This is a genomic window from Streptomyces sp. NBC_01351 (assembly GCF_036237315.1).
Taxonomy (GTDB): Bacteria; Actinomycetota; Actinomycetes; order Streptomycetales; family Streptomycetaceae; genus Streptomyces.
Genome location: NZ_CP108356.1, coordinates 8,111,354 through 8,127,318, shown reverse-complemented (window position 1 = coordinate 8,127,318; position 15,965 = coordinate 8,111,354). Strand labels below are relative to the sequence as shown.

Here is a 15,965-nt window from a genome sequence, read left to right as displayed (position 1 = left end):
TTCGACGATCGGCGGGTCATCGCAGCTGGCGCCGGACCAGGTCGTGGAACAAACCTGCCGTGTCGGCGAGCAGAGCGGCTGGGGGGCCCTGCTGGACGATCCGGCCGTCCGACATCACGATGACCCGGTCGGCGTCCGTGATCGTGGACAGCCGGTGCGCTATCACGATGCGGGTGGCGCGCAGGGAGCGGGTGGATCCCATCACCACGCGCTGGGCTTCGTTGTCCAGCGCGCTGGTGGCCTCGTCGAAGAAGAGGACGCGCGGCTTGCGGATGAGAGCCTGGGCGATCATCAGCCGCTGGCGCTGCCCGCCTGAGATGGTGCCGCCGCCGTCGGACAGCATGGTGTGCATGCCCATCGGCATGGCTTTGATGTCCTCGGCCAGCCCCGCCATCGCTGCGGCTTCCCAGGCCTCCTCCAGCGAGAACACCCCGGAACCGCAGATGCAGTCGAGGATCGAGCCGGTGAAGGGCTGGGCGTTCTGCAGGACGACGCCGCACTGGCGGCGCACGGCCGCCTGGTCGAGTGCTGCCAGGTCTTGGCCGTCGTACAGCACGCTGCCCTCGGAAGGCTTGTCGAATCCGATGAGCAGCCGCAGCAGTGTCGACTTGCCGCAGCCGCTGGCCCCGACCACCGCGACGAACTCGCCCTGCCGGATGTGGAAGTTGATGTCGTCCAGGACCAGCGGGCCGTCTTCGCCGTAGCGGTAGGACAGGTTCTTGGCCTCGACGACCCCGGTCAGGTCGCCCGGTCGGTTGCCGGAGCGGGCCACCTCGGGGACCTCCCGCAGGATCGGCTTGACCTGCTCGAACATCGGCAGCACGGCGGCGGCCGAGATGAGTGCGCCCGTCAGCTGTGTGACCGAGGACAGCAGCATCGTCAGGGCGGTGCTGAAAGTGAGGAACTCGGCAGCGGACATGGCGCCACGGGCCGGTCCGGCCAGCAGTACGAACATCACCAGCGTGCACAGCGGCAGGTAGACCGCGCCCAGCACCGTAATGACGTTCTGCAGACGGCCGATGCGCTGCTGCAGCTCGCGGGTACGGGCGAACTTCCTGGCCCAGGCTGCGTAGGCGAAGCTCTCGGCCGCCGCGACGCGCAGCTTGGGCAGCCCGCGCAGGGTCTGGAAGGCCTGGTTGTTGAGCTGGTTGCCGAGCTCGATCAGGCGACGCTGGTAGCGCAGCTGCCACAGCCCCAGGCCGAGGAAGACCGCCGCGATGACGGCGAGCATGGCGACGGCGGTCATCGCCAGCGGGACGCTGTAGACGAGCAGCAGGACGAGGTTCACCGTGCCCACCGCGCTCGCCTGTACGCAGACCGAGCCGATACCGGACAACACACGGCGGATGGCGCTGATGCCCATGGCCGCACTGGCCAGTTCGCCGGTGGAACGGCCGGTGAAGAACTTCGTCGGCAGTCGCAGCAGCCGGTCCCACACCGCAGGCTGCAGGGTGGCCTCGATGCGGCCCTCCATGCGCAGGATGGAGGTGTTCTGCAGCAGCATGAAGGCGGCCGAGACGACGGCGGTCGCGATGAGTGCCAGGGTGGTCTGGACGATGAGGCCGTTCTCGGCGCGGGGTACGTACCGGCCGAGCACCTGCCCGGTGGCGATGGGCACCAGAGCGCCCAGGGCCACCGCGACCAGCCCTCCCAGGACGATGCTGCGCAGTTCGGGGAGGGTTCCGCGGACGCTGAAGCGGATCAGGGCCGGCATGCCGACACGCCCGTCGGGGAGCGGTCGGTAGAACATGACGGCGCGCGGTTCGTAGGCGGCCGCGTCGGCTCTGCCGATGCGCTGCCGCATGCCCGTGGCGGGGTCGGCCGCCTCGTAGCCGCCACGCCGCCACAACAGGGCGACCGGCGTCCCGTCCTTCGCGCGGCGGCCCACCAGGGGGCCGCTGTTCTCCCGCCACCAGGGCCCGCCGAGCCTGACCGTGCGGGTGCGGATCCCGGAGGCGAGCGCGATGCGCTCGACGGGGTCCATCCGTTCGGTAGGGGTACTCCCCTCGCCCGCTTCGGACAGCGTGATGCGGGCGTGGTGGGCGACCAGACGGCACGCGGCGAAGGTCGCGTCGGTGCCCGCGCCCCGGTGGGCACGGCCGCCGGATCGGTCGATGGCGGCCAGCAGCACCCGGTCCGCCTGGGTACGGGCGGCCTGACCGGCCTCGATGCCGGCCGCCGTACGGTCCTCGTGGGCGCGTTCGAGCTGCTCGATCCAGCGGTCCAGGGCGTACAGCAGCCGGTACTGCTGGTCGACCATGCCCTGCCACATCGCCCCGTCGACGAGGAGGGTGCCCACTGCCTCCGTCTCGTACGCGGCTCCGTACTGGACGGCGCCAGGGGGGATCTGCATCCACAGGATGTCGTCGTCGGCCCCGCTGTGCCCTGTGGTGGCGCGACCGTCCAGCGGTGCCTGGTAGAGCACGCGCAGTCCGCGGCCGATGCCGCGCGCGAAGGCGTCGTCGAGAGGGCTCGGTGGCGCTGCGGGGACGCCGTACGCCGCTTGGTCGGACCACCACTGCCGGAGTGGGACGTCGTACTGGGCGCCGTACTCCGGGCCGGGCAGCTCCCGTAGCTCGATGCGGCGCAGCCGGCACCCCTGCAGGGGCCGGCCGACCAGGCTGTGTTCGGGGCCCTCGGCCGGGCCCAGCAGCAAGGTGCCCGGCTCCAGCCGGCCCAGGAAGTGCCAGTGCCCGGCCTGCGCGGCATCGACGGCGAAGAGGTCCAACGCGCCGAACACGACCAGCCACAGCACGAGCGGGCCTTCCAGCGGCAGACTGCGCAGGCCGGTGCAGTCGACCGGCGAGCCGAGTCCGCCCAGGGCCGCGACGACCGCGTCGGCGTCCTGGCCCGGGGCCGGTCCCGGGTCCGCGGGAAGAGCCGTGGCGTAGTGCGGGTACGTCACTTCAGTGCTCCCTGACCAGTTCGGCGTACGGGCCCTGCGCGGCGGCCAGGTGCTCGTGCCGTCCGCGTTCCACGACCGTGCCCCGGTCGAGCACCACGATCTCGTCGCTGTCGCGCACGGTGCTCAGCCGGTGGGCGATGACCACGCAAGCGCAGCCGCGGCGGCGCAGGTTGTCGATGATGACCTGCTCGGTCAGCGCGTCCAGGGCGCTGGTCACCTCGTCCAGGACCATGACGCTGGGGCGGCGCACCAGTGCCCGGGCGATCTCCAGGCGCTGGCGCTGGCCGCCGGAGAAGTTGCGGCCGTCCTGCTCGACACGGCTGTGGATGCCACCGGGACGACGGGCGACCACGTCGTGGACGGCGGCGTCCTCCAGCGCGGCGACGACGGCGTCGTCCGGGATGGAGGGGTCCCACAACGTGACGTTGTCGCGGACGGTTCCTTCGAAGAGGAAGACGTCCTGGTCGACGAAGGAAACGGAGGCGGCCAGCGCGCCGCGCGGGATGTCCTCCAACCGCATCCCGTCGATGCGGATGGCCCCTTCCCAGGGGGTGTAGAGGCCGGAGATCAGCCGGGACACGGTGGACTTCCCGCTGCCGGAGCCTCCGACGAGCGCGACCTGCTGTCCGGGGCCGACCGAGAGCGAGAAGTCCTTGAGCAGCGGGGCGTCCAGCGGGCTGTAGCCGAAGGTGATCCGGTCCAGCTGCACATGGCCCTTGAGGCGGCGGGTGCCGGCGGCGGGCTCGCGCCGCGAGTGGACCGGGTCGACGGGAAAGTTCTCGACGTCCTTGAGGCGGGCCACGTCGGCCGCGAAGTCCTGGATCCGTCCGGCGACGCCACCCAGCCGGGAGATCGGCGCGGTGAAGCTGGTCACGAGGGCCTGGAAGGCGACGAGGAGACCTATGGAGAGGTGCCCCTCCACCGCCCGCAGGCCGCCGATCATCAGGATCAGCGCGCTGTTGAGCGCCGCCAGCGTGGGCGCGACGATCGCCAGCCAGGCACTGGGCACACCGAGCCGCTGCTGCACGTCGAGGGTGACCGCGTGCTGTCCGGCCCAGCGGCGGAAGAAGCCGTTCTCACCGCCCGTGGCCTTCATCGTCTCGATGAGCTGGAGACCGCTGTAGGACGTGTTCGTCAGCCGGGCGCTCTCGGCCCGCAGCTTCTGCGTGCCGGTGGCCCGCAGCCGGATCACGATCCGCATGGCCACGACGTTGAGCAGTGCCACAGCCACGCCGACGAGGGTGAGCTGCGGGTCGTACGTCCACAGCAGCACCGCGTAGAGCACGACCACCGCGGCGTCCACGCCCGCGGCGGCCAGGTCACGCGCGAGGGTCTCGGCGACGGCGTCGTTGGACTGGAGACGCTGGACGAGGTCGGCGGGGTTGCGCTGGGAGTAGAACGTGACCGGGAGCCTGAGCAGGTGCCGCAGGAAGCGGGCACTGCCCAGGGTGGAGGAGATGATCCGCCCGCGCAGCAGATTGGCCTGCTGCACCGCGGTGAGCGTCGCGGTGAGCACCAGGGTGACGGCCATCGCCGCGAACAGCACGCCCAGCAGCGACGTCTGCTCGCCGATGAGGAACATGTCGATGTATGTGCGGCTCAGGGCCGGCACCGCCGCACCGACCGCCACCAGCAGCAGGCTGGAGATCACGGCGGCGGCCATGGTGCCCGAGGTGCCGCGCAGGCGGGCCGGCAGGGCGCCCAGGACGCCCGGTTTGCGGCCGCCGCGGCGGAAGCCGTCGCCGGGCTCGAAGGTGAGCACGACACCGGTGAAGCTGCTGTCGAACTCGTCCATCGGAACGAACCGACGGCCATGGCCCGGGTCGTTGACGTACACGCCCCTGCGGCCGAGGCGGCGGCCCGTGCCGTCGTACACGACGTAGTGGTTGAACTCCCAGAAGAGGATGGCCGGGGCGCTCACCTGGGCGAGCGCGGCCAGGTCCATCTGCATGCCCTTGGCCTTCAGGCCGTAACCGCGGGCGGCCTTGAGCAGGTTGCCGGCGCGAGAGCCGTCGCGGGAGACGCCGCAGGCGATGCGCAGCTCCTCCAGGGCGACGAAGCGGCGGTAGTGACCGAGCACCATGGCCAGGGCGGCGGCGCCGCACTCCACCGCCTCCATCTGCAGCACGGTGGGGGTGCGTACGGCCCGGGGCGTCCTGCCCTTGGGGGCGGAGGCGGGGGCGGGCCTGCGGCGCGTGCCGCCCTTGGGCTCGGGGCGGTGGCGCCTGCGCCCGGCGGGGGGCAGTGGGGGTGCCGGCAGAGGTGCCCCCGACCGCGGCGCGGTCACGGCAGCAGCCAGTCGACGGGGCGCTGCGCGGCGAGGTGGACGGCTCCGGTGACCGGAGTCGTCGAGTCGACCGCGTACGGGGGTCCGTCGGCGGAGGACCACTGGTAGCCGGACTTGGTGGCGGAGGAGCGCTCCAGCTCCACGAGCACCGCGACCGGGTTGCCGTGCCGGAAGAACTGTCCGGCGAGCCCGCTGTCGCCGAGGAATCCGCTGATCTGCGCTTGTGTCTGGGGCGCGCGGCCGACCGCTGTGACGCGGCCGCGCAGCACGCCGAACCGGTGCTGGGGAACGGACTGGACGCTCAGGTCGACCGGCGCGCCCACCGGGATCGTCGAGCCGGTGCCGCCCGGCACGTACAGCATGGCCACCAGGGGGTCGTCCAGGCTCTCCACCCGTTCGACCGTCGCCACATCCGCGCCGGTCGTGACGACCGAACCGACTTTGGCGACCAGTGTCGTCAACCGGCCTCCGGTCACCGTGCGTACGGTCCGGTCACCCTGGTCGGTACGGACGGTGAGCAGGGGCGCGCCCGCGGGCAGAAGCCGGCCCTCCTCGGCGAGGACTCCGGTCACCTGTCCCGCGACCGGACTCTGCAGCACGTAACTGCCCTCGGCGTGGGTGAGGATGCCGGGTGCGGACAGCTTGGAGGACACGGTGCCGGTGAGGGCCCAGGAGGTCGCGGCGGCCATGACGATGACGGTGACGGCCAGTACCAGCCGCCCCTGCGGGCGCGCGAAGCGTACGGGCAGATCGAGTTCCTCGGGCGATTGCAGCTGGGAAAGAGCCTTTTGACGAAACTGCACGGACTATTCCTTCAACTGCATTCGTATCGGTCGGGCACGCCGGCAACGCGGGCAGCGCGGGCACCCATGAGCCCCGGAGCCGTGGGGGATGCTCCGGGTTTCATGGGGTTATCCCAATCAGAGACCGGCGCGACCGGTGTTCACCGAAACGCCGGTGATGCCCGAGACCAGGCCGGGGACGTGGGAGACGAGACCGGTCGCGGCCTGGACGGTGTCGAGGGAGCCCACGAGACCCACGACGTCGGTGACGTCGCTGCTCACGGCGCCGGCCAGGCCGCCGGACACGCTGATGATGCCGCCGGAAACAGCGTCCAGCTCGTCGTCGGCGAGCTCACGGGTCTCGATGTCGTTACGCATGATGCGCACCTTTCATTTGTTGGGGGGATTGCGCGGCACCCTGCGGCCCAAAACTCGGCCACCATTCGTGCGAGGGGTGCGGCGGGCAAGATGAAAGCACGCGAACGGTCCGCCCAGCCAATCCGGTTGCCCTCCCTTTCACGGAGAGACGGCCACCTCGGATGACCGGTGTGCAGCTTCATTCACCGAATAGGGGCAACTTCTCCGCAAGATCGAGTAACAGATACGGGCGACCCGCCGCCCGCGTGGAACCTAATGGACAAACGCGCATGAATGACCTGAGAAAAGTCGACCATCTCGAGGAACTGTGAAGACCGATCGCCCCGTCGCACACACGATGTGGAGGTCTCCCGAAGGCGCGTGGCGTGACCGGCCCATCACACCGGGTGCACTCCCCCGCACCTGGAGCGGGCGGGGTCGACGAGCGGGTGGAGCAGGGCATTGACGTCGCGGCAGACACGGTCTGTCTGCGGCCGGACGTCACGCACTGTCAGAGATGACGAACAAGGGCCGCCCTGCAGGAGCCTGCCCCACCTCGCCGGAACGTTGAGCGCGGTACAGGGCAGCGGCCGTCGCGCCTGATGCGCCGTCACGCAGTGGCCTCCGGGGCTCCGCCCCACGACCCCGGCGACGTGCGAAGGCCGCCACCCCCCAGCTGAGGGGTGGCGGCCTTCATCGCGTCAGCACTCGCGCAGGCCCGGCGCGGGGTCGACCGACGTGTGGACGTCCACTGCCGCGACGTTGCCCCACTGGCCGTTGTCCAACTTGGTCCAGTACCAGACGTTGTTGCCGCCGGCGTGCTGGTCGCCGCGGCCCCAGCACTGGAACCAGCTGGGGCTCGTGTTCAGCGGCCCCCGCACCGCGGAGTTGTACCGGCGGTGCTCGTAGCCCTTGGCGCCGACCCGGTTGCCACACCACAGCTTGCCGTCGGCGCGGACGCCGCATTCGGCGGCCACGCTCTTCCCGGTGGCGGGCGTCGCCTGGGCGGGCCCGGTCACGGTGGCCATGCCGCCCGCCAGTGCGGCGGCGGCGAGACCCAGGGCGATCTTCTTGCGTGCGGACATGCTTCCTCCTCGAAAGGGCTCCCTCGGGAGCCGGATGGTGGGTGTGCGTGATCAGTGGTGCGGGTGGTGCTCAGGGGCAGGTGCGCACGCCGTCCAGCCAGGCGGCGCCCTTGATGTAGATGTTGGTGATCCACGCCTCGTACTCGGGCAGGTAGGACCAGGCGTCGTTGGTGTAGCCCTCCGCCGTCACCGGTTCGGCGTGCTTCTGGCAATCGACGCGCACCGTGGTCGGGCCGGGAAACCGGTGCACCCGCGGGCTCGCGGTGGACGGCTCCCTGTGCGTCCACACATCGGTGCCCCAGGTGCTGAACGTTCCGGGGGCCGCCGCCGCGGCAACGCGGACCGCTCCCGCGTAGTCCCCGCCCAGCCGTACGTCGCTGACGCCGATCCGGGTGCCCGATTCCCGGGCCTCGACCATCTTCCCCGCGCCCAGGTAGATCGCGATGTGGTGGATGGAACCCCCGGACCCCCAGGCCAGGAGGTCCCCGGGCAGCAGCGGCGCGGTTCCGTCGGCGGCCGTGAATCGCCGTTGCACCTGCGGCGCGTGGAACTGGTGGTACGCGTTGCCGGCCAGCGGGTCACCGCCGGCCGCACGGGCGTAGGCGTACCGGACCAGTCCTGAGCAGTCGAAGCCCAGCCGCTCCGGGTCGTGCGCGCTGTCCGGGTCGCTCGGGTCGACCTGACCGTACGTCGGCCCCGGCTGCGGCCCGTGGCCGCCGCCCCAGGTGTACCAGACGCCGATCTGTTCGCATGCGGCCCGTACGGCCCCCTCCGCCACCGCGGAGGCACCGGTGGCGAGCACGTCACACGACCCCGCCGCCTTCGATGCCGGTGCCGGTGCCGCGGCCGCCGGAGTGCCGCAGGGGCCTCCCCACACGGCCAGGAGGGTCACGGCCGCCACCGCCGCCGCCCCCACCGTTCTCCGCATCGCCATGTCCGTTCCCCCGTCCCCGTCGCGGTGTCCCGCGGGTCGTCGTGCTCGTCGTGGTGTTCGCGGCGTGCTCGTCGCACGGAGCACGGCCCGGCCGTCCGCCGGGCACTCCGAGACTGTGCCCCGCCACCCCTCCACGTCGAGGAGGCGCGGGTCGCCCACCACAACGGGAAACGGGAAACTTCCGGGAAACCCCCTCTCACCAGGCTCTTTGAACAGCCGTCAATAGGCGCTGTCGGCCTGCGACACGTCGAAGGCGACGTAGTGGGCCGGCAGACGGGCGGCAAGGGTGGTAGCGGAGCGGGAGCGGGGTGAACAACAGCGCCCTGCGACCAAGGGCTCGGCGCGGGCGTCCCTGCGCACTCCGGTCCATCCGGCCGAGACCCTGATGTCGCGGGCGGCCGCGAGGGCCGCGAAAGCGTGGCTGGTGTGCTGGCTACCGCGGTCAGAGTGGAAGACGACCGGCCCTGCTGGTTTCCGCGGGTGGCAGGCGACCTTGAGCGCGTCCGCGGCCAGTGAAGTGCCCAGGTGGTCGGAGGTGGCCCAGCCGACTACGCATCGGGAGGCGATTCGGAAAGCACCCGAAGGACCGTTCTCCGACGTTGACTCCCGATGCGAGTTGTCGACACGGCCCACTTGCGGGTTCGTAACCGCGGGGGCGAGTGTCGACAGACCGTGGCGGTTATAGACAAGCAAGTCCGCTAGCTCGGGCGGATTGCGGCCTCGATCTGGGCGAGGTGGGCGGCGAGGATCTCTTCGAACGCGGCGCGGCGATCCACCCCGAGGGGGCGGACGTCGCGGGCGAAGTGGGCCAGGGCGGGGAAGCGTTCGGGGTCGGCGCCGAGTACCGCGACGCGGAACAGCTCCATGCCCTGTTCGTACTCTTCCGGGGTGATGGTGCTGACTCCGGCCTCGGAGGCGATCAGCGCCGCGATGAGGACCGCGAGCCGGTGGTAGCGCACCGGGATCTCTTCGTCGGGCAGTCCCGACGCGCGCAGGGCCTGCAGCACCTCTTCCACGACCAGCCGGGAACCGGCGCCGCCTGACGCGTACCGCCCCCAGACCGCCGCGAGCTGGGGCTGCTGGCCGAACGCCTCTCTCACGCACAGGGCCAGGGCGGTGATGCGCTGCTTCCAGTCGCCCTCGGCGCGGTAGCCGTCCATGGAGGCCAGGAGGATCCGGTCGGCGACCGCGCGCAGCAGTTCGGTCTTGCTGCGGAAGTGCCGGTAGAGACTGGAGGAATCGGTCCCGAGGGCTGCGGCGAGTTTGCGCACGCTGAACGACTCCGTGTCGCTCGTGCGCAGCAACTCCGCTGCCGCATCCAGGATTTCCTCGGTCGACCAGCGCCTTCTACCTGCCATTTCGCCCCTCTCGTCGGACTCAGTCTAACCTATGCACTTGCTGTTGCACGCACTGCGCGCATAATGAGGACATGAGGGTGGCGAGCGACCCGGCAGCAGGCGGGCCGACGTGCCACGCGTGCCCTGTGAGCCGGGTCGGGCAACCGATGCGGAGCTCACGCCGAGCAATGCGAAAGGACGCATGACGTGGGGAACTTACTGGATCCGGCGGCGCTGGACGCCGCCATCGAGAACGTCCACCGCGCCGGGATGCCGGGCCTGTTCGCCGAGGTACGTGACGGCGACCAGGTCTGGCGCGGCGCCGCCGGAGTCGCCGATGTCGCGACCGGCCGCCCCGTCACCGCCGGCATGCGGCACCGGGTCGGCAGCATCACCAAGACCTTCACCGCCGCCGCGGTCCTGCAACAGGTCGAGAGCGGTCAGATCGGTCTCGACACACCGATCAGCCGGTACCTTCCGAGGCTGGTTCCCAAAGAACGCGGTGACGCGATCACGGTCCGCATGCTGATCAACCACACGAGCGGCCTCGCCGAGTACCTCCCGTACGCCTACCCCTCCCTCAAGGCGTTCCCCTACCTCCCGGACACCGGACCCCAGAGCCTGGACGACCACCGGCACACCTGGTTCGACCCCACTGAACTGATCGAAATGGGGGTCACCGCACCCGCCGTCGGCACCCCGGGCGGCACTCCGGGGTTGTACTCCAACACCAACTACCTGCTCCTCGCCGAGCTCCTGGAACAGGTGACCGGCACGACGGCCGAGCAGTACATCACCCGGAACGTCATCGAGCGCGCCGGGCTCCGGGACACCGAACTCCCCACCGGACCGTACGTCGACGGGCCGCATTCGCTGCTCTACGAGGCGTGGTTCGGCATGATCGACCCGCCGCGCGACTACAGCGTCTACAACATGTCATGGGCGATCCCGGCGGGCTCCCTGATATCGACCGTCGCGGACCTCAACCGCTTCTACGGCATGCTGCTGGCCGGGAAGATCGTCAGCCCGTCGTCGCTGGCGCAGATGCGACGCACCGTCCCGGTCGTCTCCCAAGAGGGAAAGACGATCGACTACGGCCTCGGCCTGTACCCGATGGAGGGTCCCGGGCAGGGCATCTTCTGGGGCCATGGAGGCACTGTCTGGGGCGGTGGTGCGCTGGCCATGATCCGCGCCGACGGCAAGCGGCAGATGGCGGTCGCGGTGAACATGCAGAGGTGGAACAGGCTCGACTCCTCCGGCAGGCCGCAGGCTCATCCCATTGACGACGCGCTTGCGACGCTGTACCGCGTGGCGATGTACGGCTGACCGGCCTGCCACCGGCCTACGTCGCCACCGCGGAATCCGACCCGCTGCGCGACGAAGGGCACCGACTACGCACTCGCCGCAGCCCTGCGCCGTGCCCTGGCCGAGTGACGTCGTCGCGGGCGACCCAGGCAGGCATCCCATGCCCACACCTCACCCGATGAAAGACCATCGCAGGAAGGACGTCCTGGCATGACTGTCACCCATGTCGAACTCTTCGGATCCTTGGTCCACCTTCACCCAGGCGGCCAGGTGCACACCGAGCAGCCCACAACGGACACCGAGCTCGAGCGGGACGGCTGGCTGCTGATGGTCGCCCATGCCGAGACCGACGCCGACGTCCACGGCGACCACTGGGAAATCCACACCGAGGCGGACGAATTCGTCTCCTGCCTCACCGGCGGAATACGTATCGTCCTCCGTCCGGAACAGCCGGGAGACGACGAGGAGGAGATCGAACTGAGTGCTGGAACCGCGGCCATCGTGCCACGCGGGCGATGGCACCGCCTCGCCTTGGACGCCCCCAGCGACATCATGGCCGTCACCCTGCCACGCGGCACCCGCGAGGAGACGTGGACCGAAGCCTAGGCCAAGGCCTCACACCCGGTCTTCATCCACAACATCGCTCGCCCCAGGGGGGTCGTCGGTCAGGTACGGCGAGATGTGGGCCGGGGCCTCGGGGGCGATGGCGGCGATCTGAGTCGTGGAAGCGGCGGTGAAGACGGTCAGGGGTGCCTTGTCCGAGGGCAAGGCACCCCTGAGCTCGTCATGGGTCACGTTGCCCTCGGCCCCCCGGCCATCGACGGTGACGCCCCGCGCTGGTGAGGGAGTGGCGGGTGCGAGGACGAGGGATCCTGGGACTCGTCGTGACGGAGGGCGACCGTACGGGTGGGGGCGGGGATCGAGATGCCCTCCGCCCGGAAGCGGTGGTGCAGGCGCTTGATGAACTCGTGCTTGATGCGGTACTGGTCGCTGAACTCGCCGACGCCCAGGATCACCGTGAAGTTGATGCGGGAGTCCGCGAACGTGTGGAAGCGAACGACCGCTTCGTGCTCCGGGAGCGCGCCGTCGATGTCGGCCATCACGCCGTCGACGACGTCGAGGGTCACCCGCTCGACGTGCTCCAGGTCGCTCTCGTAGCCCACTCCCACCTGGACCAGGATCGTGAACTGCGCTTCCGGCTGGGTGAAGTTGGTCATGTTCGTCCGTGCGAGACGCCCGTTGGGGATGATGACCAGATTGTTCGACAGGTTGCGCACCACGGTGTTGCGCCAGTTGATGTCGACGACGTAGCCCTCCTCGCCGCTGGTGAGCCGGATGTAGTCACCGGGCTGCACCGTCTTCGAGGCGAGGATGTGCACTCCGGCGAAGAGGTTGGCGAGGGTGTCCTGAAGTGCCAGGGCGACGGCCAGGCCGCCCACTCCGAGGGCGGTGACCAGGGGTGCGATGGACACGCCGAGGGTCTCCAGGGCGACGAGCGCGCCCATCACGAGGACCACGATCCGTGTGATGTTGACGAAGATGGACGCGGACGCGGCCACTCCGGTGCGCGCCCCCGCCAGGGACTGGACCATGCCCGCGACGACCCGGGCCGTGGTGAGGGTGGCGATGAGGATGAGCAGCGCGGTCAGGGACTGGTTCACGAACCCCGAGACCCGCGCGGTGAGCGGCAGGGTCGTGGCGGCCACCGCGGCGCCCGCGATGAGCGCGGCGCCCGGGGCGATGGTGCGCAGCGCGTCGACGATGACGTCGTCCCCCCGCCACCGGGTGCGTTCGGCGTGCCGGCCCAGCCACCGCAAGAGGGCGCGCAGCAGCAGTCCGGCCGCGGCGCCCGCCGCGACCGCGAGACCTGCGACCAACCAGTCGTGCAGGACGAGATCGCGGTTCAACGGACCTCCTGCGCTGCGCGCCTCCGGTTCGGGGGCTTGGCGGCGGGCGCTGCCAGCCGTCGTATGAGGTGTGTCGTCACCTTGTCACCTGTCAGTTCGTCGTGCTGTAAACCGCGTTCGGGCGTGTGTACGCATTCCGGAACGGGCTGCCATCCTGCCCCATGGCGGGGTAACGCACCTCAGGCGGGGCGGCGGCTACCGCCGCACGGCGGCGTGTTCGAGGACGGCGCGGACCTCCGCGGTGATCGCGCTCTCGTTCCGTTCGAACTCGGGACCGGTCAGCAGCCGGGAGTCGGCCGGCAGGCCGGTGAGCACCGGGGTGTGGAGGTGGCCGCCGGGCAGGTGCGGGGCGAGTTCGGCGCGCAGCCGGTTGGATCGGTAGGCGACCTCGTTGGAGAGGTAGCCGCCCCCTCCGCCCGCCACGGCCCGTGAGCCCGGTGTCGGGCCGTCAATCCGGTCGACGGGAGTCGTGGCACCGGCCGGGATCTCGGTGACCTCGGTGTTGAGGAGGACGGGGTAGGGCGTCTGTACGGCGGCGGTCACCGCGTCGGCGGGCAGGGTGGTGCGGATGAACTCCGGGCCCGGGCCGAGGCCGGGGGCCGTCACCGGACGCTCGCGGGTGCCGCCGGAGAGGGCGCGCGCGTTGTCGGGGTACGGGTCGGCGGACCGTGCCCGCCCCGCCCAGTCCTCCAGGGTGAAGATGCCGGGGTAGCCCTGGCTGACGGTGGTGATGATGTCGGCCGGGGCGTGGCCGGCCGCCGCCAGGCGCGGGGCGAACGCCCGCTCCACCATGCCGGCGTCGAAGTCGGCGTAGCGTACGGGCAGGACGACCGCGCGGATCTCGGCGGGACTGCCGTCGGCGAGGACCACACGGCGCCCGTTGAGCTGGAGGGCGGCCGAGCCGGACGGGTTGGCGCGGCGGATCTCCGCGTCGAGGCCGAAGGGGTCGAACCCGCTGATGAAGATCCGTCGTACGCCGGGCGCAGGCCGGAAGTCGTTGTCGGTCAGGCCGCGGGAGGCGTCCTCGAAGCGGGCGCGGAGCGCCGCCCGGTCGATGGTGAACTCCGGCTGCCAGCGGGCGAGTACGGCGGTCATGGAGAGCCGCGCCCAGTACAGCGGCCGGTCGTCCCCGGGGGCGAGGTCGCCGTGCCGCTGTCCCTGGGCCCGTCGTACTGAGGCCTGCCACAGGGCCTGACCCCAGGAGTCGAGGAGCCGTTCGGCCTCGGCGGCGCTGCGCGTCGTACACAGGGCTGCGGGCAGGCGCCGTACGAAGTCCGCGAACCCGGCCCGCTCGACCAGGGCGGTGGTACGGGCGTCCGCGAGCCGTGCCTGTTCGGCGTCGAGCGGTGCGGAGGCCGCATGGCGGCAGGAGGACGCCCCGTCGGCCGCGTGCGCGGGCGAGGTGACCGCTATGGGCAGGGCGGTGAGGAGGAGGGCGGCGGCTGATGCCGCACGACGTAAGAGCATCATGCGATGTGACATTACATAGCGGCTGGCACCCCCACCAGGCACGCCGGTCACAGCTGCCAGGACTGGCTCAACTACGCTGTCTGCGCGTCTGGTTCGGCGCGCGGAGGCAGCGTCTTGCGTTGCCGCCGCGCCTGCCCCGCGTGCCCCGCGTGCCGCGCAAGGACCCCCGAGCGAGGCCAGGTTCGCCCTGCGGGCCGCCGGCACCCCGGCCGGGCCGCTGCCCTTGGCCCGGCACGCAGGCGAGGGCGACGGCGGCGTAGGCGTAGGCGGCACGGTCGTCGACCCCGCTCGATCGGCGGGGTTCAGGGGCGCCGACGGCGATTGGTGGGAGGGCTGGGTGAGGCGGCGGACGTGCGCGCCGGCGGTCTAGTCTCCGGTCGTACCGTCGAGCATCTCGCGCAGGATGTCCAGGTGGCCGTTGTGGCGGGCCGTCTCCTCGGTGAGGTGGAGGAGGATCCAGCGCAGGTCGACGTGGAGGCCGTTGCGGACGGCGCGCTCGGCCCGGTCGTCCAGGGCCGCCGCAGCGACCAGTTCGCGGTAGCGGGCGCTCTGTTCCGCGTACTCGTCGAGCAGCTGCGCGAGCGGGAAGTCCACGGCGATCCGCATCTCGCGGTCCGGGTCCTCCTCGGTCCAGGGGCCGTGGTCCTCCTCGCCGAGGAAGACCACCTGGAACCAGTAGTACTCGACCCAGCGGAGGTGGTTGATCACGCCGCTCAGGGTCATCAGCGGCGAGCCCGGCAGGAGCGCCTTGCGGGCGTTCTCCGCGGAGACGCCTGCGCATTTGGCGCGGGCGGTATCACGGATGTAGTCGAGGAACGTGGTGAGCTGGCTGCGCTCGTCCCACGCGGGAGGTGTGTCGTCGATTCTGGTCATCGCGCGAAGCCTCACTGATCGGTGCGATGGGTGTCGAGTCATTTACCGACGGGTCCGCACCGCTCCTTCTGGGCTCGCTCTTCTCCCCTGCTTCGCCCGTCAGGGCTTCAGGCCCGCTCGCCTGAGGGCGATCTCGGACAGGTCGGCGATGACTTGCCGGTCGCCGCGGCGCCAGGCATCGGCGAGGCCGCCTGGAGGGTTGGGGATCGTGGAGAGTGCGCGCGGCGGTCCGGTGAGGGCGCGCAGGGCGAGCAGGTCGGCGCCTCCGGGGGCGTCGAGGAGGCGTCGCATGGTGGCGCTGCGGAGGATCCAGCGCACGCGCAGGGGAAGCCACAGCAGCAGGATGAGGGCGACGGGGAGGATGATCAGGGCAAGTGTGGCCAAGGTGGCCACTTGGCTGACTACGTCCTGCAGTGACTGTCCTGCGTCGGCGAGTCCGGTGCCGGCGTCGGCCGCGGACTGGAACGGTTTCCTCAGGAGGTCGCCGACGAGTGGCACGTCCGAGGCTGTGTCGCCGGCTTCGTCGAGGGCGTTGGCCAGGCTTTCGCCGGAGCTCTCGACCTTACGTCCGGGCTCGGCCAGCTGCATGATCGCGCCGTGGACGGTCAGGGCGAACCACACCGCGGCGGCGATCAGGAGTACGGCGATCAGGTCCGCGAGGATCTGGCGGTTCCGCCGTGCTGGGGTCTGGGCGTAGAGAAGCATGGGCTGCTCCTGTTCCGG

Annotated in this window: 16 protein-coding genes; 3 read left to right on the top strand and 13 right to left on the bottom strand. The window is 70.9% G+C overall.

Annotated elements, in window-relative coordinates:
• Positions 1–16 precede the first annotated feature (16 nt).
• From OG625_RS37350 to OG625_RS37320, 8 genes are all read right to left on the bottom strand, one after another.
• Entirely contained in the window at positions 17–2,905 is a 2,889-nt protein-coding gene (locus OG625_RS37350; RefSeq protein ID WP_443067841.1) for an NHLP bacteriocin export ABC transporter permease/ATPase subunit, read from the bottom strand.
• Position 2,906: 1 nt separating this feature from the next.
• On the bottom strand, positions 2,907–5,165 hold the full coding sequence (locus tag OG625_RS37345; RefSeq protein ID WP_443067930.1) for an NHLP family bacteriocin export ABC transporter peptidase/permease/ATPase subunit: 2,259 nt from the start codon (positions 5,163–5,165) through the stop codon (positions 2,907–2,909).
• Positions 5,166–5,188: 23 nt separating this feature from the next.
• Entirely contained in the window at positions 5,189–5,995 is an 807-nt protein-coding gene (locus OG625_RS37340) for an HlyD family efflux transporter periplasmic adaptor subunit (protein ID WP_329389851.1), read from the bottom strand.
• Positions 5,996–6,112: 117 nt separating this feature from the next.
• Positions 6,113–6,352 carry a hypothetical protein gene (locus OG625_RS37335; protein ID WP_329389850.1) on the bottom strand — a complete coding sequence of 80 codons (240 nt, stop codon included), beginning with the start codon at positions 6,350–6,352 and terminating at the stop codon, positions 6,113–6,115.
• 680 nt (positions 6,353–7,032) lie between these two features.
• A complete protein-coding gene (locus OG625_RS37330) occupies positions 7,033–7,416 on the bottom strand; it encodes a hypothetical protein (protein ID WP_329389846.1) in 384 nt (127 codons plus the stop codon).
• 70 nt (positions 7,417–7,486) lie between these two features.
• Complete coding sequence (locus tag OG625_RS37325) at positions 7,487–8,350, bottom strand: C40 family peptidase (RefSeq protein WP_329389845.1); 864 nt, start codon at positions 8,348–8,350, stop codon at positions 7,487–7,489.
• Between the two features lie 219 nt (positions 8,351–8,569).
• On the bottom strand, positions 8,570–8,983 hold the full coding sequence (locus tag OG625_RS41500; RefSeq protein ID WP_443067840.1) for a DDE-type integrase/transposase/recombinase: 414 nt from the start codon (positions 8,981–8,983) through the stop codon (positions 8,570–8,572).
• Positions 8,984–9,048: 65 nt separating this feature from the next.
• Positions 9,049–9,708: a TetR/AcrR family transcriptional regulator gene (locus OG625_RS37320; RefSeq protein WP_329389843.1), complete on the bottom strand. Its 660-nt coding sequence runs from the start codon at positions 9,706–9,708 to the stop codon at positions 9,049–9,051.
• 186 nt (positions 9,709–9,894) lie between these two features.
• Between OG625_RS37320 and OG625_RS37315 the strand changes: the two genes are divergently transcribed.
• The 3 genes from OG625_RS37315 to OG625_RS37310 are packed head-to-tail and all read left to right on the top strand — an operon-like array spanning position 9,895 to position 11,598.
• The gene (locus tag OG625_RS37315) at positions 9,895–11,013 is read left to right on the top strand and encodes a serine hydrolase domain-containing protein (protein WP_329389841.1); all 1,119 of its coding nucleotides are present in this window, start codon (positions 9,895–9,897) and stop codon (positions 11,011–11,013) included.
• Complete coding sequence (locus OG625_RS41495; RefSeq protein WP_443067929.1) at positions 11,010–11,174, top strand: hypothetical protein; 165 nt, start codon at positions 11,010–11,012, stop codon at positions 11,172–11,174. The genes OG625_RS37315 and OG625_RS41495 overlap by 4 nt, the downstream gene beginning before the upstream one ends.
• A 28-nt stretch (positions 11,175–11,202) precedes the next feature.
• Positions 11,203–11,598 (top strand): cupin, encoded by a 396-nt coding sequence (locus OG625_RS37310; RefSeq protein ID WP_329389839.1) that lies wholly within the window; start codon positions 11,203–11,205, stop codon positions 11,596–11,598.
• Positions 11,599–11,607: 9 nt separating this feature from the next.
• On the opposite strand, the gene OG625_RS37305 is transcribed toward OG625_RS37310, so the two are convergent.
• From OG625_RS37305 to OG625_RS37285, 5 genes are all read right to left on the bottom strand, one after another.
• Positions 11,608–11,787 (bottom strand): hypothetical protein, encoded by a 180-nt coding sequence (locus OG625_RS37305; RefSeq protein WP_329389837.1) that lies wholly within the window; start codon positions 11,785–11,787, stop codon positions 11,608–11,610.
• Entirely contained in the window at positions 11,784–12,899 is a 1,116-nt protein-coding gene (locus OG625_RS37300; protein ID WP_329389834.1) for a mechanosensitive ion channel family protein, read from the bottom strand. The genes OG625_RS37305 and OG625_RS37300 overlap by 4 nt, the downstream gene beginning before the upstream one ends.
• A gap of 195 nt (positions 12,900–13,094) precedes the next feature.
• On the bottom strand, positions 13,095–14,369 hold the full coding sequence (locus tag OG625_RS37295) for a pyroglutamyl peptidase (RefSeq protein ID WP_329389832.1): 1,275 nt from the start codon (positions 14,367–14,369) through the stop codon (positions 13,095–13,097).
• Between the two features lie 366 nt (positions 14,370–14,735).
• Positions 14,736–15,242 (bottom strand): DinB family protein, encoded by a 507-nt coding sequence (locus OG625_RS37290; protein WP_329389830.1) that lies wholly within the window; start codon positions 15,240–15,242, stop codon positions 14,736–14,738.
• Between the two features lie 99 nt (positions 15,243–15,341).
• The gene (locus OG625_RS37285; protein WP_329389829.1) at positions 15,342–15,947 is read right to left on the bottom strand and encodes a hypothetical protein; all 606 of its coding nucleotides are present in this window, start codon (positions 15,945–15,947) and stop codon (positions 15,342–15,344) included.
• Positions 15,948–15,965 lie beyond the last annotated feature (18 nt).